This window comes from Pelovirga sp. C15f, assembly GCF_057178085.1.
The window spans coordinates 57,456-79,724 of the sequence record NZ_JBXUCV010000004.1; the positions used below are offsets into that span (position 1 = coordinate 57,456).

Consider the following 22,269-nt stretch of genomic DNA (forward strand, 5'->3'; position numbering starts at 1 on the left):
GGGTGATCCTTAATATCTGCCTGCCTGATTGTTCGGGATCAACCTTGAACGAATTCCCGACGAAACCTTCTCACGATTAAACCTGAACTGTAAGGAACACCATGCCAAAAGCTTCTCTGCCTGCCGGGACCGCTAGCCTCAAAGGAATCGTCACCGTGGTTGCCGGTGTCATCCTGATCAGCTTCGATGCCCTGTTGGTAAGACTGGCAGCAGTGGATGGCTGGAACGTCTCGTTCTGGCGGGGCCTGTTAATGGCTCTGGCGTTTCTGATACTAAGTCACTTGGTGCCTTCATGTCAGATTCGATCATCAGACAACAGAAAGTTGGGAGTTTGGCTCGCAGCGCTGATGATGGCCGGCAGCAGCTTGTGCCTGGTCCTCGCGTTTACGCTGACCCAGGTAGCCAATGCCGTTGTCATTCTCAGCGCAGCACCACTGTTTGCCGCTCTTATTAGCCATATCTTTATTGGCGAAAGGTGCTCCCTGCGTACCTGGCTGGCGATTATTGTCTGTATCGCCGGTGTGTTCTGGGTTATGTCCGGTTCGCTCGGCGCCGGGACTCTTCTCGGCGACGGACTTGCTGCCGCGTCGGCCTTATTTATCGGGGCCTACTTCACCGTTTTCCGACGCTACCCGGAGATTTCGCGCCCTGGAGTCATCATGCGTGGCGGCATCCTACTATGTCTGGCGGCACTCCCATTTGCTACACCGCTGTCGTTGCCGCATTCCAGTTACGCCTGGCTGGTGCTTGCCGGTCTGGTGCAGATGCCGGTTGCTTTATTGCTCATCACTTCTGCAACGCGCTTTCTTCCGGCCGCGGAAGTCAGTCTGTTTCTGCTGTTGGAAACCTGTCTTGCGCCCATCTGGGTCTGGTTGGTATTGGGAGAAAGTCCTCCAGCGACCACCTTTAGCGGCGGGGTTCTGATCGTCGCGACGCTGGTTCTTCACACCCTGCTGGGCATGTACAGCCGCGCAAAAAAAGCTGAGAGTGTCTGATCTCAAGCTTCTTCTTACAGATTTTTTCTGTAAAGCAACAATTTGAACCACGGCAAGCGACCCTTTTCCACGCCACCCCATTCCTCAAAAAGACAACTCCGTCATTTTACCGGTCAACCTCTGCGGTAGTCGTGCGTTTAATATACTAAGGCAACGTATGCGACGGAAATCATGCAATAGGAGGAAACAAATGAAAAAACAAACAATAATCACCCTGACAATTTTCACCATCGGCCTTTGGCTACCGATCACCTGTTTAGCTCATCATATGGGTCAAGGCTATGGTTCTGCACCCGATGTGGTCGATGACTACGCCCATGGCGTCAATGCCCAGAGTGATAATCAATCAGGCACCAATGTCGGTATGAGTGATGAGGATGAAAACATGGGTAGCTATGGGGCCGCGGGAGATAGTACTAGTAACGGCCCGGCCAGCTCAATGCAGGGGGCAGACAGTTACGGTAGCGGAGTAGCCGGTGAAGGAAGTGACTACGCCGGAACCGGTGACTTCGGCGATGCTAGCGCGGGCGTAGGTAGTGGCGGTTCCGATGGTGGCGGTTCCGATGGTGGCGGTTCCGATGGTGGCGGTTCCAGTGGAGACTCAGACAGTGGTAGCGGATCAGGCAGTGGGTCCGGTAATGGCAGTGGCGCCGGGAAAGGCCGGGCCTAGTTGGCCACTCAGGCCAAGGATCCGGAAGATCTGCGGGCTGTTTGAACTGCAGATCAACATCCCTGGAAGATCAGATATTTAGGTTCGAGCCTGGGATTGAGGATCGAAGAAAAAACGCCGTTGCAGCGTGCCCACATGCCATTAAAGAACAGCTGGAATCAATCGATTGCCAGCTGTTCTTTATGATAAAGAATTTTGTTTAGAAGCCTTCCGGGCTGCGCAGATACACAGAGATAAAAAGGGAATTTCCCCCTCGTTTTTTTCCGTGAATGGGTATAAATAACCTGATGCCGCCGTTCTGTAATTTTCTGCCTTCAGGTAATAGTTCATGCTGACAAGCGCTCTACAGACAAAATCGATCTTGCGCCTCATGGCGCTGATTTACCTGCTGCTCAGCTTCGGTACTGCCAATGCCACTTTTTGGTGCCAGGCGGATGAAAAAACCCCGCATCTGGAATTGAATCCCATCGGTCAATGTTCTTCGGACGCCGGAGACTACCGGCATGGCTTAAAAACCCTTGAAGCTGAAGCTGTTTCTTCTTTACCGGGGGAGGATTGCCTTGATTCCCCGGTATTTACCTCGACACTTCCCACCTCAAAACCGGCCAGCCTGTTAAACAAAACCCCGGCCGATTCTTTCTGCCCAACCAATCTTCCCCACATTCTGGAGCTGAGCCTGGAAATGCGGGGCTTAGCCAAGCATAGCCTGTCCGCCCGCTTACCCGAACCTCACCCGTTAAAAGCCCTGCGTACCGTCGTCCTCCTGCGTTAAACCTGCACAAAAATCGTTGCTAAAGGCAGCCCGGAGTTGGCGTTGGCGACACATCCTTGTTTGTCGCCTGACCGACACTGATTTTTTGTTACTGACCATGCCCCTGCGGCGCTCATTGTCGCGACAACTTTTAGCGGGCAGGCATAGACTCCTGAGAAAAATAACCCTTTAGTTATCGCAGCGCTTTATTTGCTGCGAATGGAAAGGCCGGTTATGCGTTATGTGATGTTGCTAGTTCTGCTTGTGGTGGTCGGTTTTGGAACCTACATCTATTTCAATATGCCTCCAGCACCCGTGGTAGCCGGCGACCTGGCTCCTGACTTCACGCTTGAGGATACCAAAGGTAACAAGGTGACATTGTCGGCATTGCGCGGCAAGGTGGTCATGGTGAATTTCTGGGCGACATGGTGCCCTCCCTGTAAAGAAGAGATGCCGTCGATGGAAAAGCTCAATCAGATCATGGCCGCTGAGAATTTTGTCATGCTGGCAATTAATGCGGATGAAAACGCCCGTTCTGTGGTCCCTGCTTTTTTAGAGAGGAATCCGCACGGTTTTAGTGTTCTTTATGACAACCAGGGGGCCGTTAAGGGGCAGTACGGCGTCTACAAGCTGCCAGAGTCCTTTATCATCGGTAAAGACGGTGTCATCGTCGAGAAGATCGCCGGCGCCATCGACTGGGCCAGTCCCCAGACGGTTACCTTCATCAAAAACTTGATCAAAGGATAAAACAAGTGCTCCAGCAAACAGCTGAAATAACCTACTGGATTGCGTTTACCGCCGGGGTTTTGTCCTTTATTTCTCCTTGCGTTCTGCCGCTGATCCCTTCGTACCTGACCTACATAACCGGGTTGTCCTTTGAGCAGCTTGATGAAAAACATCCTGATGTCAAGGTTCGTCTGACAGTTATCCTTCACATTCTTTTTTTCATCCTCGGATTTTCCCTGGTTTTTATTCTGCTGGGGGCGATTGCCGGCATCGCTTCCGGTCAAATCCAGGCCTTACTGCGCGAGGGGATGAACTGGATCGCCAGGATCGGCGGCTTCTTGATCCTGCTGTTCGGCGTGCACATGACCGGTTTATTCTCCTTTCACGCCCTGCTTAGCTATAAAAGAATTCAACTGAACAAAAAACCTGCGGGTTTTTTCGGTACTTTCATTGTTGGAGTTGCCTTTGCTGCCGGCTGGACCCCTTGTATCGGCCCGATTCTGGCCTCGATTCTGATGGTCGCCGCGACCTCGGGACAAGCCGGGGAAGGAACCATTCTATTAACTTTTTATTCCCTGGGACTGGGGCTTCCCTTCCTGCTCTCGGGACTGCTGTTTCACCGTTTCCTGAACACCGCAAGGCGGCTGCGTTATCACATGCGCAAGATTGAAATCGGTACCGGGGTGATGCTTATCGCCGTTGGCATCATGCTGATGTTTGGTCTGCTCGGCCCGATCACCATGTTTTTCTACCGGTTCGTTCCGGTACTCGGCTAGTGGCTGGAGCAATGGTGCCATGCCTTGCGTCTTGATCTCATTCTTCATCAACTGGAGACTTTAACTTATGTCACAATCAGATAAAGCAACGAGTACAAACTGGATGTTACTGTTCTTATGCTGGCTTCTGGTCAGCGTTTCGGCAACCGTCAGCATCTTTTTCAGTTCCGTTCTGGAATATCAACCCTGTGTCCTCTGCTGGTATCAGCGGATCTGCCTGTTCCCTCTGATTTTCATTTTTGCTGCGGGTCTGTTCCCGACGTTTGACAAAAGTGTCATCAAGTATGCGCTGCCGTTGACCATTGCCGGAGGCTTGACGGCCCTTTATCATACCCTGCTCTATGCCGGAATCATCCCGGAAAACATTCAACCTTGTTCTCAGGGGGTTTCCTGCACGGAACAATATTTTGAGTTGTTCGGTTTTGTCTCCATCCCCATGTTGTCATTTTTCGCATTTTCAACCCTTGTTACCCTGTTAATCATCTTGAAAAGGAGAACCGCATCATGAAATACGCCCTGGTTGGAATTACCTGTCTCGTACTGGTATTAGCCTTTGTGGTCGGTAATAATTATTATCAGGATCAGCAAGTAAAAAAATACGGCTCAATGGCGGCAGAAGACTCTGCAGTCTTTGTCCGGGATCATTCCAAAACCCTCGGCAGTGATGATGCCAGGGTAACCCTGGTTGAGTTTATGGACCCGGCCTGTGAAACCTGTGCCGCCTTTGCTCCCTATGTCAAAAAAATCATGGCGGACAATCCCGGCAAAATCAGGCTGGTATTGCGTTACGCCCCGTTCCATGATGGTGCTGACGATTTTGTCAAAATCGTCGAAGCCGCTGACAAACAGGGAAAATACTGGGAAACCCTGAATGTCATGTTTGAAACCCAGAGCATCTGGGCCAACCATCACAACTATCAACCGGAAAAACTATGGGAAATCCTTCCCAGAGCGGGCGTGGATATCGAACAAATCAAAAAAGATATGCATGATCCAGCCATTGCCAACATCATCGCACAGGACATGGCCGACGTGAGAGCCCTTGATGTACAAAAAACTCCCGGTTACTTTGTCAATGGCAGACCGCTGCAAACGTTCGGCTATCGACAACTGTACGAATTGATTCAATCTGAATTGAACGCCCAATACCCGCAATAGTTCGTGTTTATCCGGCAACTCCGGATGAACTCAGATCCAGAAACGAGTTAATGTCGCAAATATCTTTCAGGATCGTGTTATTTTAGTAACTCACCTGCTGGAGGATCATCGCTTTGAGCAAAAAAACCAAAAGACAGAAGACCCCCACGCAAAAAGCTGCTCCGCGGCACGAGACATCAACCCGCGAAAGGTCCGGGCAACAAGGGGAAAAGAAACGACCGACAGTGTTGAAAAAGAGGAAGCAGCCCAACTGGCCGGTGACGGCGCTTGCCGGAGCCGGGATGGTCTTGACCCTGTATCTGACTCTTACCGTATGGTTGGGAGGGGTTCCCCTGTACTGTGCGCAAGGGAGCGCGTGCGAGATCGTTCAGCAAAGCCGCTGGGGAAGTTTCCTCGGCATGCCAACGGCATTTTGGGGATTCTTGACATACGCTGCACTTGCATTTATCGGGTTGAAGGTTCGTCATCCCGAGCGGCATTGGAAATCAGCCTGGATCGTTTCCTTAGTGGGCGTCGGTTACAGTATCTATCTCACATTGATATCTCACACTGTCATCGATGCCCTCTGCCCCTACTGCCTTGTTTCCCTCACCATCATGATGGTCACTTTCGGAGTCATCGTTGCTCAGCGACCCGAAGGGATGATGCATTTCAAATTTAGACAGTGGGTCGCCCAAACAGCAATAATGGCACTGATCATTATCGGAGGGATGCATCTGCACTATAGTGGCGTATTCAATCCTGCGGCCGGGCCAGAAGATCCGTACCTGAAAGGCCTGGCCACTCATCTGACCCAGGAGGGTGCCGTTTTTTATGGCACTTTCTGGTGACCGGCCTGCGAAGAACAGAAGTTTCTGTTCGAAGCATCGGCTAAACTGCTCCCATACGTTGAATGCACGCCGGGTGGCCCCAGGTCACCGCAGGCAGCAGAGTGCAGAACAAATAATATTCAAGCCTATCCAACCTGGATCATCGGCGGGAGGATGTATAAAGGCCTGCTCAAACCCGACCAGCTGGCGGTGCTGTCCGGTTACCCCAAAATGAAGTAGGAACAGCAACTGGTGGGCGTTATAACGGAGTCCAACGTAAAAATCGCGGTTCTTCCCGACGCCGGCGATCATAAGAACAACACGACCCCGCATGGTGGCACCATGCGGGGTCGTGTTGTAAAACTGGTGATTCAACTGATATACAAACTCCTCGGATAGTGACTGGCTCGCTTCCTTGGTAACCGGTTTTCAGCAATGTGCCTCGTTTACTGCGAACCGGCAACAGAAGTTCTCGACAGGACCTTTAATGCCAAAGAAAAGGGCCACCGGGTCATGCCAACGGCATGACATGAACCTATCAACCTTTCAGCATATCCAGAGTCGGGACACCTTCCGGAATAACCTCCAGACGGACATGAGCCCCTGCCTTGAAACCGGCGCCATCATCTCCAAAAAGTTCTATGTGAATCTCGTTGTCCTTGATCTCGACAACTTCGCCCTGGATACCAGCTGCCAACGTGACATTAGCTATGAACAGCATGACGGCAAGTATCAACATAATCTTTTTCATATCATGGCTCCCTGGAAAATTCGCCCGTTGCTTAAAGCCTTGCAACCTTCGCTCCCGGCCGCGCGGAAAAGCTAAAGAAACCACTGGGGCTCTTTACGGCGGCTGAAGTTTTCTGCCAGCAGGGTACGACGTTCGGCCACCAGCGGATGGGTCATTACCCGCGCATCGTGGGGGCAACCCTTCACACAGGCACAGCACATGACACACTGCGCCACGTCGGTCAGGACCTGATCGCTGACACTGATGGTAAAGGTCGGGCACAGCGAAGCACACGCCCCGCACAGCACGCACCGTTCTGTGATTGTTTCCGGTGCAATCTGCCCCAACACCACTCCTTCACGATAGGGTACATTGCCGGGAATCGTTTCCGGGGTTGTCGGCTGTTTGCCCACGCTCAACTTCTTTTTAATCGCGGCACCAAAGACCGTGGCTTGTTCGAGGTCAGTTTGATCGGGACGGTTCGCGGCAATCGGCTGCTGCCGGGTCGAATAGGAATGCTCACCGACAAAGGCTGCCGCCGCAACAACGTGAAACCCCTTTGCGGTTACCACATCGGTCAGTTCACGCAGGGCATCTTCAAACTCGCGATTACCGTAGGCCACCACCAGAACGGCAGGAAGTGAGGCCCCCCGTAGCTGTGCCAGTCGCTCCAGCGCGACTTGCGGTACCCGGCCGGCGTAAACCGGCACGCCGATAATCGTTGTGCCGACGCTGATCCGCCCGGGCACATCGGTATCCATGCGGGTCAGGTCGTAACGCTGCAAATCCGGATCAGCAATACCGGCAGCAATCTGCGAGACAATCTTTTCCGTGGTTTTCGTCGGTGAAAAGTAGATCAGATTAACCATGATTGCTCCTTTTGTCTGTCAGCGCCATCAGGCGGCAATGCGCCAGAAAATCTTCAATCAGTATGGTGTCTGCGGCCGGTTTTTTCCAGATAATATTCATAGCCCCCCTCAAAAGAGGACATAACCCCGTGATCGATTTCAAACACGCGACGCACCAGTGAGCGCAGAAAGTGGCGGTCATGACTGACGATCAGCACGGTCCCGGCAAAACCCTGCAGGGCTTCGAGCAACACATCGCGCGACTGGATATCGAGATGGTTGGTCGGCTCGTCAAGGATCAACAGGTTTAGCGGCCGACCAAGTAACGTAGCTAGTACCAGACGCGATTTCTCGCCCCCGGATAGCTTGTCAACCCGTTTTTCGACATCATCTCCAGGAAACAGAAAGGCGGCGCACAGGTTGCGCAATACCCCGACGGTCAATTGCGGCAGGGCATCCTGTACGGTTTCGTAAACGGTTTTTTTTGGATCGAGCAGTTCCATCGAATGCTGACTGAAATAACCGGAAAAGACATTGGCACCAACTGTCACCGTCCCCTGGCTCGGCGGGGTCTGCTCGTTCAGGACTTTAAGGAAGGTCGACTTGCCGGCACCGTTGATTCCTACGACGGCGATCTTGTCGCCTCGTTGCACCAGCCCGGACACGCCGGAAAACACCGGCAGATCGCGTCCATCCTCGCGCTGCCAGACCTTAGCGAGATCCTTGAAGGCCAGCACGTCATCACCACTGCGCGGCGGTTCAGCAAAATCGAAACGCACCAGTCGCTGTTCCTGCGGCAATTCGATCCGGTCTATTTTTTCCAGCTTTTTTACCCGCGACTGCACCTGGGCGGCATGGGAAGCGCGGGCAGCAAAGCGGGCGATGAACTCTTCCTCTTTGGCGAGCATCTCCTGCTGGCGGCGGTGACTGGCGATCAACTGCTCACGCCTAATATCGCGCTCGCGCAGGTAAAAATCGTAATTCCCACCGTAGGTGGTAATGGTGCCGTTGCCCACTTCGATAATGCGTGTCACCAGGCGGTTCATAAAATCGCGGTCGTGACTGGTCATTAATAGAGCGCCCTTGTACTCGTCGTTGAGCCAGTTTTCGAGCCAGACGATTGACTCCAGGTCGAGGTGGTTTGTCGGTTCATCAAGGAGCAGCACATCGGGATTCAGGGTCAGAATCCGCGCCAGGGCGATGCGCATTTTCCAGCCACCGCTGAAACTTTCGACCGGGCGGTTATAATCGTCGGGTCCGATCCCCAGGCCGGTCAGTACCGCCTGGGCGCGTGATTCCAGATCGTAGCCACCGCGTTGTTCGTACTCCTGCTGCACATCGCCGTAGCGCTCAAGCAATTGAGCCATTGCAGCGTCATCCTGCGGCTCACACATCTGCGCTTCCATGGCAGCAATCTCCCGGCCGAGGCGTACCGTCTTTTCCGAGGCGGAAATCACCTCATCAAGAGCGCTGTGGCCGGTCATGTCACCGACGTCCTGGGAAAAATAACCGATCACGGTTTTTTTCGAACAGGTGATGTCACCACCATCGAGGGCTTCCTCGCCGGTGATCAGCCGAAAAACGGTGGATTTACCGGCGCCATTAGGCCCAACCAGACCGGAGCGGCTGTTGGGAAGGATCTGACAGCCGGCGTTTTTGAACAGCACCCGATTACCGTGCTGTTTAGTGATATTGGTTAAGTGAATCATTGTTAAATCCCTGTTATTCTGATGCAGGGGCGGGCGCGTTGGCCGAGCCTTTGAGCATCGCTTTCAATTCACGGATCTCCGCACGCAGGCTGTCGATATCCCGGTGCAGTTCCTGCTCCTTTTCCTCCGCCAGTTCCTCGATCTCACGCATCTGCTCTTTCTGCGCAACCTGGGCCTGGCTTTGCATGGCATCAACGATCACGGCAATAAACAGATTGAGCATGGTAAAGGTCGCCAGCATGATAAACGGCACAAAAAACAGCCAGGCATAAGGAAAGACTTCCAGCACCGGACGGACAATCCCCATCGACCAGCTTTCCAGGGTCATGATCTGAAACAGGGTATACATGGAAGCGTTGATGGAACCGAACCAGTCGGGAAAATCGGCACCAAACAGCTTGGTGCTCATCACTGCCGCCACATAAAAAACCAGCAGCAGGAGCGCAACGATCGAGCTCATGCCGGGAATCGCCGCCAACAGCGCTGAGACCACCACCCGCATGCGCGGTGAGGCTGAAATCAGACGCAACACCCGTAACACCCGCAAACTGCGCAGAATACTGAAAGCACCGGTTGCCGGCACCAGGGCGATGCCGACGACGATAAAATCAAACACCCGCCAGGGTTCGCGAAAAAAACCCCGTGGTCCCATGGCAATAATCGCCAGCGTCAGCTCAATGACAAAGACCAGCAGACACAGGCGATCAAGCTGAAAAAGCAGATGGCCATAGGGTTCGTTGATGGCTGGTACGGTTTCCAGCCCGAGGAGTACCGCGTTGACCAGGATCACGGCAATCACCAACCGCTGAATGACGCGGCTCTCAAGCCAGTAGTACAGACGGATGCGCCAGTCCATGAATTGCTTTGTTGCTTGATTTGTTGTCATTTTTTACCCGTTACAAAATACCATTGATTGTTACTACCCTGAGGCGATAGAACTTAAAGCAGGAATCAGGCTAAAATTCAACGGAAAATGGATATTCCCGCTAACCCTCTGCCTGGATATATCACCATGACCAATAATCCCTCCTCACTAATACCGGAACCACAACACTGTCGCCGGCATCTGCAGCAGATATTTCGTGCCGCCCTCAACCGAGTCGATCCTTACCAGGCGATCCAAAGCATGGTCAGCCGGTCCGGAGAGCTGTTGCGGATTAAAACCGAGGAGCTGGCACTCGATCTTGACCTGGCCCAGTATGACCGTATTCTGCTGCTGGGAGCGGGCAAGGCAACGGCCCCGATGGCGCGAGCATTCGAAGAACTGCTGGGGGAGCGCATCACCACCGGGCTGATCTGTGTCAAAGAGGGGCATATCGAGCCGTTGCAGCGCACTGAGGTCCTCGAAGCCGCCCACCCAATCCCTGATCAGCGCGGATTGGTGGCGGCGCACCGGTTGGCGGAGCTGGTCAGAGCCGCTGACGAAACAACCCTGATCATCAATTGCATTTCCGGGGGAGCGTCGGCGCTACTCCCCTACCCCCTCGACCTGGAATCTTCCGCCGGCGTGGCGGCGGTTTCCCTGGCCGACAAACAACTACTCACCAGCCTGCTGCTGGGCTGTGGCGCACCGATTGAAGAGATTAACTGCGTTCGCAAGCACCTCTCCGCCATCAAGGGCGGACGTTTTCTGCGTCTGGCGGCGCCGGCCCGGAGTCTGAATTTTATTCTGTCTGATGTGGTCGGCGACGACCTCGGCAGCATCGCCTCCGGTCTCACCAGCGCGGACCCGACCACCTTCAACGACGCCCTCAGCATCATCGAACGTTACCAGCTCCGCTCCCGGACTCCGGCCAGTATTATCTCAGCGCTTGAACATGGCGTGGCCGGTAAACTGGCTGAAACCCCTAAAGAAGGGGATCATTGCCTTGAATATGCCACCAATATCCTCGTCGGCACCAACCACCAGGCCCTGCTGGCAGCGGAGCGACAGGCCCGGCAACTGGGCTACCACACCCGGTCGGGCAGCGTCGCCATCACCGGTGAAGCACGCAATGCCGCCCGTTATCTGGCAACGATTGCCCACGAAGTTGCGGTCAGTGACTGGTTCATGGAAAAACCCGCCTGCCTGCTGTTTGGTGGTGAAACGGTGGTAACCTTGCAAGGAAACGGCAAAGGGGGTCGCAATCAGGAGCTGGCGCTGGCATTCCTGCAGGAGTTGGCCGGATGGGACAATCAGCAGCAAGCACAGGTCTGTTTTTTATCGGCAGCAACCGACGGCAACGACGGGCCCACCGACGCCGCCGGCGCTTTTGCCGACGCAGAGATCCTGTCACGAGCCAGCGGTGCTGCCATGGATATGGAATCCTACCTGGCCGACAACGATTCCTACCATTTTTTCAAAAGAATCGATGGCCTGCTGATCAGCGGTCCCACCAATACCAATGTCGGTGATCTGCAGATGGTCCTTGTTCACTGACCACGGCGGGGAAGCAGAAAGCGGTAAATGCCACTGCGCAGAATCGCCCCGTCACCGGTAATCTCATCAACAGTGAGGTTTTCCGCAATCTGAGCCCCTTCACGCACCAGACGCCCATTGATCTGGACCAGACTGGCATCCGCATCTGCGGCATTGTAGGCATGCAGTGCCATCTGCAGCGCGGGCAGGCGACGACGCACATCAACCGGCAGGTCGCTGATGCTGTAGATGCGATCTTCAGCTAATTCGACGTCCACCACAGCAACAGGCTCCCCGGGCAAAGCTTCAGTCGCCGTTGGGGTTGATTGCGTAACGACAGGTGACATGGTTTGACCAGCGGCATCGGGACCCCGGGGAGTATCGATGGGGGATTGCACCGGGCGCTCAACCTGTTCTTGTGGTGCTACCACTTCAACAGGGATCTCCACCTGCGGTTGTACTAGCGCCGCCGGTGCCGGTTTGTTAGCGGCGCCACCCTGCTGTGCGGACACAGTAGCGGGCGGATCGGTGGCTGGCGCCACAGGTAGCTCCGAACTATCCCGTCCCATCCAGGGACGTTGCCACACCAGAACAGCAAGCAGCAAAAAAATCCCCAGCAATAAAAAAATCATTACGACAATGATTGATTGCCGCCGCTTGGCGATTTTATTATCATTCCCCTGATAAAGAGTAACGGACTCCTCACCAGCCTGAGCTCGGCGCTTATGTTCTGATTTTTTCAAGGCATCAAGAATAAATGACATATTCATTGCTCCCGCTGATTGGCAAGACGCGGCTGCTCTGTTGTCATGCGGGCATTCATCGCTATCAGGGTATTAGGGCCTACAAGTCCGTCAGGAACCAGGCCATAGCGACGCTGCAGACGACGCACGTCAGCCATCAACTGATCATCGAAACGCAAGTCACGCACGGCGCGCGGCTCACGACCCGTCAACTCAGCTAACTGCTGCTCAAGCCAGAAGACGATTATCCCTTCATCGCCATAACGCAGAACGCCATCGTACCCCGGAGGAGGCTCCCAGAGCATGGTGAAACGGCCATCCCATTGATCCAGCAGGGCAGCAACAGGAACCCGCAGCAAATCCATCCCCACAACCAGGGTCGCGTTGGCGGCATCGAGAGCAGTCAGCAGGGCATAAAAACCGTCATTACCATACGCATCGGTCAACGACAGGATGGCCGGATGATTAAACGTGCGCAGCAGCGCCAGACCTCCCTCTTCTTCTTGAAGGGCAAGTCCGTTCACATCAGCAGGGAGGATTGAGGTTATCTGATCAGAAAAATCTGTATAACCCCATAGTGCCAACAATGCCCGCATCGCCTGACTGTAACTCTGATCAGCTGTCAACTGCGATGGGGCAGCAATAGTCAGGACTGTTTCCGGTTGTTCCGGTGGCAGCTGGCTTACAGTCGACAGCAGCTTTGCGTCGGCGCCCTGCGCCTCGGTCAGATCGGTTATTTCCGGAGCCGAGGGCCCCAGCGCCAGGGTTTCTTGGTGCTGGGGTACCGGCAAAAAAAGAAACATGGCAACAACGACCGCAACAATCACAAACAACAGCAGCACGACCGAAAAAAACCACTTGCCAGTTCTTCCCGGCCGGTGTTCAGCACCAAATATTTCCCTGGCAGCCTGCGCCACCACCTTTGGGCCGACCTGATGTTCCCCCAGGGCATAAGCGCCCAACAGGGCACGATCACTGATCAGATTAATCAGTCGCGGTACGCCACCACTTAAACGATAAAGTTTTTTGATAGCTGACGGCGTAAAAAGCGGGCGTTCGACCCCCGCTTTCGCCAACCGATAGCCCAGATAGGCTGAAATATTGTTCAATAACAGCGGCTCGAGATGGTATCGGGCGGTAACGCGCTGCGCTAACTGGCGCAATTCGGGACGTTCCAACAGCTGGTTGAGTTCCGGCTGGCCGAGGAGAATCACCTGCAACAGTTTACGTTTGTCGGTTTCCAGGTTTGTCAGCAGTCGAATCTGTTCAAGCACGTCAACACTGAGATTCTGCGCCTCATCAATAATCAGTATCGTCCTTTTGTTACGGCTATAAGCATCAAGCAGAAATAAATTCAGGCGATCAACAAACACCTTGATGCTGGCAGTCCCAAAAGGGTACTCAATTCCCAGCTCGTCGCAGATGGTCGCCAGCAGTTCGACTACCGACAACTTGGGATTGAGAATAAAAGCAACCTCGGAATGATCTGGAATCTGATTCAGCAGACAACGACAGACCGTAGTTTTTCCGGTGCCCACTTCACCGGTAAGCAGCACAAAGCCACTGTCGGCTTTCATCCCGTAGATCAAATGAGCAAGAGCCTCGCGGTGTTTCTCGCTCATGTAGAGAAATTGTGGATCAGGCGCGATGGAAAACGGATCTTCCTTGAACCCGAAATATTCATTGTACATGACTACCCTAAGCCCCGACTGTGCCAATAACAAGCATAACAGTCAGGATATACCACAAATAACGAACCCAGGTCAGCTGAAACAACGGAGTTTAACAACAGGAGGAGGATACCACAAAAAAATGCCCCGTGATCAGGAGGGGACCACGGGGCGACACACTAAGGAGGTAACGAGAGAGTACTACTTGGAATACCTTTTGCCTGCCACAACAAAATGTATTTGAAACATTTATAACCTTTTTGGTTATACTTGTCAACAAGATTTTGAAAGTTTTTTTCAAAAAGTCACTAACCGACCTTTAGAGGTCATGAAGGGCAAACCAGGCTGAACGTAATACTTTTGTAAAACAGCAACTTCGGATACTGCTTGACCTTTACGTTAATGCTATACTTAAGTCTTGGCATAACAGCAGATACTGAGGCGACAGATGAATGAACTATCATCAAATCCGAAAAGATACAGCCTGGCAGAAGAGATCGCCAACAGCATAACCCACGGGATCGGACTCCTTCTCTCGCTGGCCGGTCTGGTTATACTGGTCAGCGTTGCCGCCACTCATGGCAGTGTCTGGCACATCGTCAGCAGCACCATCTTTGGTGCCACTCTGATCACGATGTATATGACGTCAACCCTTTATCACTGTGTCACCGCTCCCCGCGCCAAGGAGGCTCTGCGCCTACTCGACCATGTCGCCATCTACCTGCTGATTGCCGGCACCTACACCCCCTTCTTGCTGGTTAACCTGCGTGGTCCCTGGGGTTGGTCAGTATTTACTCTGGTCTGGGGTATCGCCCTGACAGGAATCATTCTCAAGGTATCGCCCCTCGGGCACAAGCGCGGACTCTCCCTGACCCTTTATCTTGTCCTCGGCTGGATCATTCTGATAGCGATAAAGCCCCTCTTGACAGCTCTTGATCCCGCCGGCATCCGCCTTCTGATCACCGGCGGGATAGCTTACACCGGCGGCGTGATTTTTTACGGCTGGAAACGCCTGCCCTATAACCACGCCATCTGGCACCTGTTTGTCCTGGCAGGCAGCGCGTTTCACTTTTTTGCGGTTCTGCTGTATGTGCTACCACGCTAACCTGATCGGGATCGAAATCGTTCTTGCCGTTCCCGATAGCGATTTCGATTGTCCCCGTTGAGTTGTGCCCCTTCGCAGCTATAACTCGTCAGTAGACATTTGACAGTGGGTTTCCGCAACCGGAATCAACGCCAGAGCAGACAACAAGACACAACCAAAAAGCCAGAGAAAAGCAAAAAAATAGGCCTCTGTACTGTAACCTGGGGTTCCACCAAAGAGGGTTCCATCCCAGTGGCGATCGAGAATAAAGCCCAGCAGCGGTTGCAATAACGCAGCGAATCCAAGAATCGACATATTGACGACCCCCCCCACCGTGCCGGCAACGGCTGGATGATTGGCTTCGCGTGCGAAAGCAAATCCGACGATCAACCCTCCCGAGAAAAAACCCATCGCTGCAAAGAGCGGATACAGCAGTGGTTGAGGGATGTCCGCAAACAGAAAAACGCCCCAGAGTACAGTCGCGCAGATATTTGCCGCCAGATAAGGCAATTTACGGCGTCTGAACCGGTCTGAGATAGCTCCCAAAGATGGTCCGCCGATTGCCCAGGCAAGAAGCATGGTCGAGGTAAACCCGGCGGCCTGAGAGCGTTCCATCCCGTATGTCTGGGTCAGATAGGGGACGCCCCAGAGGCCGGCGAATACGAGCAAGGGCGCGGCAGAGAGACCACCGGCAAAAAACAGCAGCCAGGTGTCCCGCTTTTTCACGACCATTTTCAAAGCTTGCCCGGCGGACAGTTTTTTTTCATCGACCGTGGCAGCATAGGCAAAAGAGGTGTAGCCTCGTTCGCTCGGATCATCGCGAACGACAACCCAGATCAGCAAAGCGCCCGCAAGGGTTACCAAGCCGCTGGCAAACATGGAAGAGCGCCAACCGAACAGGGCAATGGCTTCAGACAGGGGAATCCCCGCAAGGATCCCGCCGAGATTACCCAGAAGCAGGGCAACTCCGGTGATCGTCGCGAAACGATTGGTCGGAAACCAGTGCCCGGCCAGTTTCATACAGGCAACGAAGGCCACTGCGACCGATGCACCGATCATGAAACGACCCAGATAAGCCAGCCACAGATAAGGCGACAAGGCAAAAGCGAAGATGCCCAGAGACGCTATCAATGCAGCATAAGTGCTCAGGCGCCGCGGACCGATAGCATCAGCCAATATCCCACTGGGAATCTGCATGGCGGCATAGGCATAAAAATAAGCGGCCGACAGATTGCCCAGCACCGCCGCACCGATCTGAAAATCAGCCATCAATTCATCAACCATGACAGCCGGAGCTACCCGCTGGAAAAACCCGACGAGATAAAGATTAGCAACCAGGCCCCACATGATCCAGCCCAGCAGCGGGGAAGCATAACGCTGTGATGTCACACGAACTCCTTAAAAAAGTTTAGCAGCTACAGTAGGACCATCCAGACCGTCAGGGTCGCAGCACTGAGCAAGGTTGAGATAATTACCACCGAGGTAACAAATTCCGGCACCACATCATGCTCCTTGGCGATAATGGCGACCAGAATGGCTGCCGGCATTGCGGCCTGGAGAATCCCGGCCGTTTGTTCAATTGAGTCGAAAGAAAATCCACGCGCCACCAGCACCGCGATGATGGGCACCAGAAGTAGCCGCAAGCCCGATCCGAGAAAGACATCGGCATGGAACTGGAGCTTTTTTTGTTCAAGCATCTGCAGCCCGAGGGCAAACAACATGACCGGAATCATCGCCTCAGCCAGTAGACCAACCATTCGCTGCACCATTAAAGGCACTTGCACGTCTGTTGAGGAAATCAGGACGGCAGGAATCATGGCCAGCAGTGCCGGGGTCTTGACCACCTGCCAGACGGCCCCGCGCTTTCCACCCCGCGCCCACCCCGCAGCGCCGACACACATGACAAAAGCACTGATGGTAATGGCAACATAAAAAATTGTGGCGGAAGCGATCGCTTCATCACCCAGGCGAAAGCGAATCAGCGCCAGGCCATAGTTACCGACATTGCCAAAAGAGGCAATCATCACAAAGGCGGCAATCATCTCCCGCGAGCGCTTGAATGCCAGCCCCAGAACAATAGCAATGGTGACACCGATCAGGTGCACCAGCACGATATAGCCGATCATCGATAATGCGCTGGAAAACTCTATGTGCGCCGTGCTGATTGAATGAAAGATAAAGGCCGGAACAAACACATAGTAGGCCGCCCTGGTCAGGGTACGCGCTTCCAATTGCAGGCGCCCCCCGACCAGAGCGCCCAGGATCACGATACCAAAAACCGGTAAGGTTACGTTCGCAAAAACAAAAAAAAGATCCGCCATAAAGGATATTTCTTTCCGACGTCAATTTGGCTGAAGGTATTTACCGCTGCCGCTCCGGACGGGACAGAAACAGGCGTTGTTTCTGTTTCCCAGCCGGGCTCAGGTTTTCCGTAAATCCATCTATCAAACTCCCAGGTAGCGGGCTTTCAACTTCTCGTTGCTGACAATGTCGGCGGTTTTCCCTGACCAGACCACCTGCCCTTTTTCCATGATGTAATGTCGATCAGCCAGCTGCATCAAGGCATCCAGGTTTTTGTCGATCACCAGGATCGCCTGCCCGCGTTCTTTAAGAACCCTCAGGCCGTACCAGATTTCCTTACGCACCAGTGGCGCCAGGCCTTCGGTTGCTTCATCCAGGATCATCAGCTTCGGATTGGTCATCAGGGCCCTGATAACAGCAAGCATCTGCTGTTCTCCGCCGGAGAGCTGATCGCCGTAATGATTGAGACGTTCAGCCAGACGGGGAAATATCTCCAGCACCTCATCAAAGGTGTAGGGTTCTTTACGACCACCGCGATTGGCGGCGGCGACCAGAATGTTTTCGCGCACCGTCAGGTTGGGGAAGATCTGGCGGCCTTCCGGCACCAGCCCGATCCCGAGCCGGGCAATTGCGTAACTGGGTAACCGGTGAATGTCAACGTTGTTGAAGCTCATACGGCCACTGCTGACCGGAGTCATCCCCATAATTGATTTAACGGTTGTGCTCTTGCCCATTCCGTTGCGACCGAGCAGGGTGACCACCTCGCCGTCACCGACCTCGAGGCTGACGCCGAACAGCGCCTGACTGGTTCCATAAAAAGTTTCAATCCCTTCGACCTTCAGCATGCTTCTTCCTCTCCCAGGTAGGCTTCACGGACAGCCGCACTGGTACGGATCTCAGCCGCCGTCCCGGTGGCGACAATTTCACCGTAAACCAGCACCGTAATCCGGTCCGCGAGACTGAAAATCGCCTCAACGTCGTGCTCTACCAGGACAATCGTCATCTGCTGTTTTAATCTGCCGATCAGCTTGCCCAACTCAACACTGCCGCCCGGGCCCATTCCGGCCATGGGTTCGTCGAGAAACAGAACACGCGGGTTACACGCAAGCGCCATGCCCACTTCCAACTGCTTTTTTTCGCCATGGGACAGGCTTCCGGCGCGCACGCGGGCACGCTGTTCAAGCCCGACACGCTCCAGCGCCGGCTCCAGTTCACGGCGCAGCTGAGGATCGCTTACGGCCTTTTTCCAGAAGCGAAAACTATGGCCACTATGGGCCTGTATCGCCAGGAGCAGATTTTCCTCAACGCTGAGCTGCGAAAAAACCGAGGTGATCTGGTAGGAACGTGCAAGCCCCAGGTGGGCCCGCTGATAAAGGGGAACCCGGGTAATATCTCGGTTGTCGAACAAGATCTGACCGGCATCCGGCTGCAGATCTCCCGACAACAGGTTCAGCAGGGTGGTTTTTCCTGCGCCATTCGGACCGATCAGGGCATGGGTCTCACCCGCGCTGATGTCCATAGACAGGTTATGGCAGGCCTTAACAGCGCCGAAGTGTTTTCGCAGCTCGACAATTTTCAGCAAGGGCTCAGACACGGTTTCGCTCCCGGCCGATCAAAATACCGTAAATTCCATGGCGGGCAAAGAGGACAACCAGAATCAACGCCGGCCCCAGATAAAGCATCCAGTGTTCGGTGTAGATCGCCAGCACCTCTTCCAGAATCAGGAAGGTCGCGGCCCCGAGTACCGGCCCGAACAGGGTGCCGCTGCCACCCAGCAGAACCATGACCAGAATCACTCCCGAGTGGGTCCAATGCATCAGCCCCGGGCTGACATACTCAGTGTGGTTGGCAATCAGTGCCCCCGCCAACCCGGCGGCGGCCCCGGCGATAACAAAACAGGCCAGTTTATAGCGAAAGGTCGGAAAACCAAGAGCCTGCATCCGTTTTTCATTGTTCCGGCTACCCCGGATCACCATGCCGAAGCGGGACGAAACCAGGCGATACGTGATCAGCAGAAAGACTCCGAGCAAGGCGAGACAAAGGTAGTAGAAATGCGTGTCATTGCCCAGATCCAGGCCGGGGAAGCGGTTGCGCGCGAACAGGCTGAGACCATCATCGCCGCCATAGGCTTCCAGGGAAACAAAAAAGAAGAACAGCATCTGGGCAAATGCCAGGGTGATCATGATGAAGTGCATACCGCTGGTGCGCAGGCTCAAGGCGCCGATGATCGCCGCCAGCAGTGCCGAAATCAGAATCGCCAGCGGCCACAGCACCAGCGCAGCGTCCAGCCCGGGAAGGACAAAAGGCCATGAAAGGACGGGGGTTCCATCGAAGTTGTGATGAGAAAAAATCGCTACCACGTAGGCACCGATACCGAAAAAAGCAGCATGACCCAGGCTCACCATACCACCAAACCCGAGCATCAGATCGAGGCTGACCGCCACCAGCGCATAGATCAGGATGCGGCTTGCCAGTGAGATCAGATACTCTTCGCCAAGCAACCCCAGCACCGGCGGCAGTAGCAACAGCAACAGGGTGCTGGAAATTAACAGGAGCACTTTTCGAGTTGGTCTGAGCATCTTGAATCTTTCGTTTTGTGGAGTCGGGGGGAGCCTGTCAGGAGTGTGCGGGCAACAGGCCGCGCGGACGCCAGATCAGAATCGCGGCCATGAGGAGGTAGATCAACATGGAAGCAATTGAGGCGGCAGCTCCATCTGCCGTTGCGGCAGGAAACAACAAGCGAAAAAACAACGGCAAAAAAGCCCGTCCCAGAGTGTCGACCATACCCACCAGCAGAGCTCCGACAAAAGCACCTCGGACCGAGCCGATGCCACCAATGACAATGACCACAAAAGTGAGAATCAGGATGCTTTCCCCCATCCCCGCTTCGACCGCAAGGATCGGCCCGGCCATCACCCCGGCCAGTCCGGCCAGCAGGGTTCCAAGGCCGAACACCAGGGTGTAGAGTCGTTTGATGTTGATCCCCAGAGCAGCCGCCATCTCGCGGTTGCTGGCCCCGGCACGAATCTGCATGCCGACACGGGTATAGGCGAACATCAGATAGAGGAACAATGCAACCAGCAGTCCGACCGCAATCACGGCAAGGCGGTAGCTCGGATAGGGTATCCCGGGGATCAGCTCAATGCTGCCTGACAACCAGCCCGGAACATCCATGAACAGCGGCTGACGCCCCCAGATAATGCGGGTCAGTTCGTTGAAAAACATGATCAATCCGAACGTTGCCAGGACCTGATCAACATGCTCCTTCTGGTATAAACGGCGCAAAATGCTCATTTCGACCAGCATACCGACCAGTGCGGTAACCGGCAGGGCGACTGCCAGCCCAAGCAGGAAAGAACCCGTTTGGGCAGTAACCGTGGCCGCGACATAGGCGCCGATCATGTAAAACGAACCATGGGCGAGGTTGATAACCTGCATAATGCCGAAGACCAGGGTCAGGCCGGCGGAGAGCAGGAAAAGGGTGACGCCAAGTTGCAAACCATTGAGCAGTTGTTCAAAAACTAAAAGCATACATCAGCCAGGATCAGTTAATTTCTTCAGTCGCTCATAGTGCATTCACTAACATAGGCATTACTGTGGTCAGTGAAAACGGTCTTGAGGGTTTTGTTGGTGTAATTCCCGGATTCGTCCTGCACTACTTCACGAATATAGAGGTTCTGAATCGGGTGCTGGTTGGCAGCAAACGCAAAATTCCCGCGCACCGATTCAAAGTCAGCCGCCCGCAGTGCTGAGCGCAATGCTGCTAATTGCGTGATATCGCCGTTAACCTTTTTTAGGGCACTGGCGATCAGACGGGCGGCATCATAGCCCTGGCTGGCATAGAGCGTCGGTGTACGCCCGTAAGCTTCACGAAATGCGGCGACAAACTGACGGTTGGCAGGGTTGTCGAGGTCATGGCTCCACTGGGAACCGTTTTTAACCCCGAGGGCTGCCGGACCGACGGCCTGCAGCAGCCGCTCGTCAAAAGAAAAGGCCGGGCCGAAGACCGGAATTGTTTGGTTAAGACCAGACTGGGCATACTGCTTGAGAAAATTAATCCCCATGCCGCCCGGCAGAAAAAAGAAAACCGCGTCCGGATTGCTGGCACGCAGGGTGGCGATTTCGGCTGCGTAATCGGATTGACCGAGTTTGGTGTAGACCTCACCGGCAATCTGCCCCTGATAGTAGCGCTTGAACCCGGCAAGGTGATCTTTGCCGGCAGGATAATTCGGGGCAAGCAAATAAACGTTGTTAAAGCCCGCTTCGCTGACATACTGACCGACCACCTCATCCAGGTTGTCGTTCTGATAGGCGACATTGAAATAATTGGGATCGCAGCCTTTGCCGGCAAGAAGCGACGGGCCGGCGTTAGGACTGATATAGATAACGTCGCTGCTAACCACTTTAGGTACCACAGCAATCGCCACGTTGGAGAAGATGATTCCGGTCATGATTCCGACCTTGTCACGCTTCATAAAGCGATCAGCGATCTGCCTGGCTTTACCTGGGTCGCCACCATCGTCCTCAACCATCAACTCGATCGGAATGCCGCCTAACTTACCCCCTTCCTGGGTCATGGCCAGACTGAAACCATCACGAACGTCTTCCCCGAGATAACCGGCTTTGGTGGAAAGGGTGGTCACCATGCCGATTTTGATCGGGTCCAGTGACCAGGCGGCAGCCGGTACAATGAGGGCGATACAGAGCAGGACAAAGCAAGTCTTTTTCATTTCTATCTCCTTGGCAAAAAGTTTAACCCGATCCAGCGAAACAATTTTAAATTCAGGGAATTCTATTTAGCGCTCATAATAAAACACCATTGATCATGCAGACTGCCACAACAGCGCTTATTTCCTGCAAACCCATGGATAGACAGGGCAAAATAGCACAAGAGAGCTATT

23 protein-coding genes are annotated in these 22,269 nt (G+C 54.0%); 10 read left to right on the forward strand and 13 right to left on the reverse strand.

The window, feature by feature from the left end; all coding sequences use genetic code 11:
• The first annotated feature begins 101 nt into the window (after positions 1–101).
• The 8 genes from AC1931_RS10770 (at position 102) to AC1931_RS10805 (ending at position 5,906) form a co-directional block, all read left to right on the forward strand.
• Complete coding sequence (locus tag AC1931_RS10770) at positions 102–995, forward strand: DMT family transporter (RefSeq protein ID WP_483877267.1); 894 nt, start codon at positions 102–104, stop codon at positions 993–995.
• A gap of 190 nt (positions 996–1,185) precedes the next feature.
• Complete coding sequence (locus tag AC1931_RS10775) at positions 1,186–1,665, forward strand: hypothetical protein (protein ID WP_483877268.1); 480 nt, start codon at positions 1,186–1,188, stop codon at positions 1,663–1,665.
• A gap of 328 nt (positions 1,666–1,993) precedes the next feature.
• Positions 1,994–2,437: a hypothetical protein gene (locus tag AC1931_RS10780; protein ID WP_483877269.1), complete on the forward strand. Its 444-nt coding sequence runs from the start codon at positions 1,994–1,996 to the stop codon at positions 2,435–2,437.
• 213 nt (positions 2,438–2,650) lie between these two features.
• A complete protein-coding gene (locus AC1931_RS10785; protein ID WP_483877270.1) occupies positions 2,651–3,163 on the forward strand; it encodes a TlpA disulfide reductase family protein in 513 nt (170 codons plus the stop codon).
• A 5-nt stretch (positions 3,164–3,168) separates the two neighbouring features.
• A complete protein-coding gene (locus AC1931_RS10790; RefSeq protein WP_483877271.1) occupies positions 3,169–3,918 on the forward strand; it encodes a cytochrome c biogenesis CcdA family protein in 750 nt (249 codons plus the stop codon).
• Between the two features lie 103 nt (positions 3,919–4,021).
• Positions 4,022–4,426, forward strand: a complete 405-nt coding sequence (locus AC1931_RS10795; protein WP_483877272.1) for a disulfide bond formation protein B — start codon at positions 4,022–4,024, stop codon at positions 4,424–4,426.
• Positions 4,423–5,076 (forward strand): DsbA family protein, encoded by a 654-nt coding sequence (locus tag AC1931_RS10800; protein WP_483877273.1) that lies wholly within the window; start codon positions 4,423–4,425, stop codon positions 5,074–5,076. Before AC1931_RS10795 ends, AC1931_RS10800 begins: the two co-directional genes overlap by 4 nt.
• 224 nt (positions 5,077–5,300) lie before the next feature.
• A complete protein-coding gene (locus AC1931_RS10805) occupies positions 5,301–5,906 on the forward strand; it encodes a vitamin K epoxide reductase family protein (protein WP_483877274.1) in 606 nt (201 codons plus the stop codon).
• 517 nt (positions 5,907–6,423) lie between these two features.
• Here AC1931_RS10805 and AC1931_RS10810 read toward each other — a convergent pair.
• From AC1931_RS10810 to AC1931_RS10825, 4 genes are all read right to left on the reverse strand, one after another.
• Positions 6,424–6,636, reverse strand: a complete 213-nt coding sequence (locus AC1931_RS10810; RefSeq protein WP_483877275.1) for a hypothetical protein — start codon at positions 6,634–6,636, stop codon at positions 6,424–6,426.
• 71 nt (positions 6,637–6,707) lie between these two features.
• Entirely contained in the window at positions 6,708–7,484 is a 777-nt protein-coding gene (locus AC1931_RS10815; protein ID WP_483877276.1) for a 4Fe-4S binding protein, read from the reverse strand.
• 53 nt (positions 7,485–7,537) lie between these two features.
• Positions 7,538–9,172, reverse strand: coding sequence for an ABC-F family ATP-binding cassette domain-containing protein (locus AC1931_RS10820; protein WP_483877277.1), 1,635 nt, complete (start codon positions 9,170–9,172; stop codon positions 7,538–7,540).
• Between the two features lie 13 nt (positions 9,173–9,185).
• The gene (locus AC1931_RS10825) at positions 9,186–10,058 is read right to left on the reverse strand and encodes an ion transporter (RefSeq protein ID WP_483877278.1); all 873 of its coding nucleotides are present in this window, start codon (positions 10,056–10,058) and stop codon (positions 9,186–9,188) included.
• 126 nt (positions 10,059–10,184) lie between these two features.
• Here AC1931_RS10825 and AC1931_RS10830 point away from each other — a divergent pair, with 126 nt between their 5' ends.
• The gene (locus AC1931_RS10830; protein WP_483877279.1) at positions 10,185–11,591 is read left to right on the forward strand and encodes a glycerate kinase type-2 family protein; all 1,407 of its coding nucleotides are present in this window, start codon (positions 10,185–10,187) and stop codon (positions 11,589–11,591) included.
• Here the strand turns inward: AC1931_RS10830 and AC1931_RS10835 are convergent.
• Both AC1931_RS10835 and AC1931_RS10840 read right to left on the reverse strand, forming a co-directional pair.
• Complete coding sequence (locus tag AC1931_RS10835) at positions 11,585–12,334, reverse strand: general secretion pathway protein GspB (RefSeq protein ID WP_483877280.1); 750 nt, start codon at positions 12,332–12,334, stop codon at positions 11,585–11,587. The two genes, AC1931_RS10830 and AC1931_RS10835, sit on opposite strands and share 7 nt — an antisense overlap.
• A gap of 2 nt (positions 12,335–12,336) precedes the next feature.
• Positions 12,337–14,004, reverse strand: a complete 1,668-nt coding sequence (locus AC1931_RS10840; protein WP_483877281.1) for an AAA family ATPase — start codon at positions 14,002–14,004, stop codon at positions 12,337–12,339.
• Between the two features lie 427 nt (positions 14,005–14,431).
• On the opposite strand from AC1931_RS10840, the gene trhA reads away from it, so the two are divergent.
• Positions 14,432–15,088 (forward strand): PAQR family membrane homeostasis protein TrhA, encoded by a 657-nt coding sequence (gene trhA / locus AC1931_RS10845; protein ID WP_483877282.1) that lies wholly within the window; start codon positions 14,432–14,434, stop codon positions 15,086–15,088.
• Between the two features lie 78 nt (positions 15,089–15,166).
• Here the strand turns inward: trhA and AC1931_RS10850 are convergent, their stop codons facing one another.
• The 7 genes from AC1931_RS10850 to AC1931_RS10880 all read right to left on the reverse strand — a co-directional run bounded on the left by AC1931_RS10850 (position 15,167) and on the right by AC1931_RS10880 (position 22,098).
• Complete coding sequence (locus AC1931_RS10850) at positions 15,167–16,456, reverse strand: MFS transporter (RefSeq protein ID WP_483877283.1); 1,290 nt, start codon at positions 16,454–16,456, stop codon at positions 15,167–15,169.
• A gap of 26 nt (positions 16,457–16,482) precedes the next feature.
• Complete coding sequence (locus AC1931_RS10855) at positions 16,483–17,388, reverse strand: AEC family transporter (protein WP_483877284.1); 906 nt, start codon at positions 17,386–17,388, stop codon at positions 16,483–16,485.
• A 123-nt stretch (positions 17,389–17,511) separates the two neighbouring features.
• Positions 17,512–18,213: an ABC transporter ATP-binding protein gene (locus AC1931_RS10860; protein ID WP_483877285.1), complete on the reverse strand. Its 702-nt coding sequence runs from the start codon at positions 18,211–18,213 to the stop codon at positions 17,512–17,514.
• Entirely contained in the window at positions 18,207–18,962 is a 756-nt protein-coding gene (locus tag AC1931_RS10865; protein WP_483877286.1) for an ABC transporter ATP-binding protein, read from the reverse strand. The genes AC1931_RS10860 and AC1931_RS10865 overlap by 7 nt, the downstream gene beginning before the upstream one ends.
• Positions 18,955–19,947: a branched-chain amino acid ABC transporter permease gene (locus AC1931_RS10870; protein WP_483877287.1), complete on the reverse strand. Its 993-nt coding sequence runs from the start codon at positions 19,945–19,947 to the stop codon at positions 18,955–18,957. Before AC1931_RS10870 ends, AC1931_RS10865 begins: the two co-directional genes overlap by 8 nt.
• A 37-nt stretch (positions 19,948–19,984) precedes the next feature.
• On the reverse strand, positions 19,985–20,899 hold the full coding sequence (locus AC1931_RS10875) for a branched-chain amino acid ABC transporter permease (protein WP_483877288.1): 915 nt from the start codon (positions 20,897–20,899) through the stop codon (positions 19,985–19,987).
• A gap of 26 nt (positions 20,900–20,925) precedes the next feature.
• Positions 20,926–22,098 carry an ABC transporter substrate-binding protein gene (locus tag AC1931_RS10880; protein ID WP_483877289.1) on the reverse strand — a complete coding sequence of 391 codons (1,173 nt, stop codon included), beginning with the start codon at positions 22,096–22,098 and terminating at the stop codon, positions 20,926–20,928.
• Between the last annotated feature and the right edge of the window lie 171 nt (positions 22,099–22,269).

What these genes read in the sequence shown, in the direction of transcription:
- AC1931_RS10830 (WP_483877279.1), top strand. Translation starts at nt 10,185, where the DNA reads ATGACCAATAATCCCTCCTCACTAATACCGGAACCACAACACTGTCGC.
- AC1931_RS10780 (WP_483877269.1), top strand. Translation starts at nt 1,994, where the DNA reads ATGCTGACAAGCGCTCTACAGACAAAATCGATCTTGCGCCTCATGGCG.
- AC1931_RS10820 (WP_483877277.1), bottom strand. Translation starts at nt 9,172, where the DNA reads ATGATTCACTTAACCAATATCACTAAACAGCACGGTAATCGGGTGCTG.
- AC1931_RS10775 (WP_483877268.1), top strand. Translation starts at nt 1,186, where the DNA reads ATGAAAAAACAAACAATAATCACCCTGACAATTTTCACCATCGGCCTT.
- AC1931_RS10800 (WP_483877273.1), top strand. Translation starts at nt 4,423, where the DNA reads ATGAAATACGCCCTGGTTGGAATTACCTGTCTCGTACTGGTATTAGCC.
- AC1931_RS10855 (WP_483877284.1), bottom strand. Translation starts at nt 17,388, where the DNA reads ATGGCGGATCTTTTTTTTGTTTTTGCGAACGTAACCTTACCGGTTTTT.
- trhA (WP_483877282.1), top strand. Translation starts at nt 14,432, where the DNA reads ATGAATGAACTATCATCAAATCCGAAAAGATACAGCCTGGCAGAAGAG.
- AC1931_RS10870 (WP_483877287.1), bottom strand. Translation starts at nt 19,947, where the DNA reads ATGCTCAGACCAACTCGAAAAGTGCTCCTGTTAATTTCCAGCACCCTG.
- AC1931_RS10815 (WP_483877276.1), bottom strand. Translation starts at nt 7,484, where the DNA reads ATGGTTAATCTGATCTACTTTTCACCGACGAAAACCACGGAAAAGATT.
- AC1931_RS10840 (WP_483877281.1), bottom strand. Translation starts at nt 14,004, where the DNA reads ATGTACAATGAATATTTCGGGTTCAAGGAAGATCCGTTTTCCATCGCG.
- AC1931_RS10825 (WP_483877278.1), bottom strand. Translation starts at nt 10,058, where the DNA reads ATGACAACAAATCAAGCAACAAAGCAATTCATGGACTGGCGCATCCGT.
- AC1931_RS10880 (WP_483877289.1), bottom strand. Translation starts at nt 22,098, where the DNA reads ATGAAAAAGACTTGCTTTGTCCTGCTCTGTATCGCCCTCATTGTACCG.
- AC1931_RS10835 (WP_483877280.1), bottom strand. Translation starts at nt 12,334, where the DNA reads ATGTCATTTATTCTTGATGCCTTGAAAAAATCAGAACATAAGCGCCGA.
- AC1931_RS10860 (WP_483877285.1), bottom strand. Translation starts at nt 18,213, where the DNA reads ATGCTGAAGGTCGAAGGGATTGAAACTTTTTATGGAACCAGTCAGGCG.
- AC1931_RS10785 (WP_483877270.1), top strand. Translation starts at nt 2,651, where the DNA reads ATGCGTTATGTGATGTTGCTAGTTCTGCTTGTGGTGGTCGGTTTTGGA.
- AC1931_RS10795 (WP_483877272.1), top strand. Translation starts at nt 4,022, where the DNA reads ATGTTACTGTTCTTATGCTGGCTTCTGGTCAGCGTTTCGGCAACCGTC.
- AC1931_RS10770 (WP_483877267.1), top strand. Translation starts at nt 102, where the DNA reads ATGCCAAAAGCTTCTCTGCCTGCCGGGACCGCTAGCCTCAAAGGAATC.
- AC1931_RS10875 (WP_483877288.1), bottom strand. Translation starts at nt 20,899, where the DNA reads ATGCTTTTAGTTTTTGAACAACTGCTCAATGGTTTGCAACTTGGCGTC.
- AC1931_RS10810 (WP_483877275.1), bottom strand. Translation starts at nt 6,636, where the DNA reads ATGAAAAAGATTATGTTGATACTTGCCGTCATGCTGTTCATAGCTAAT.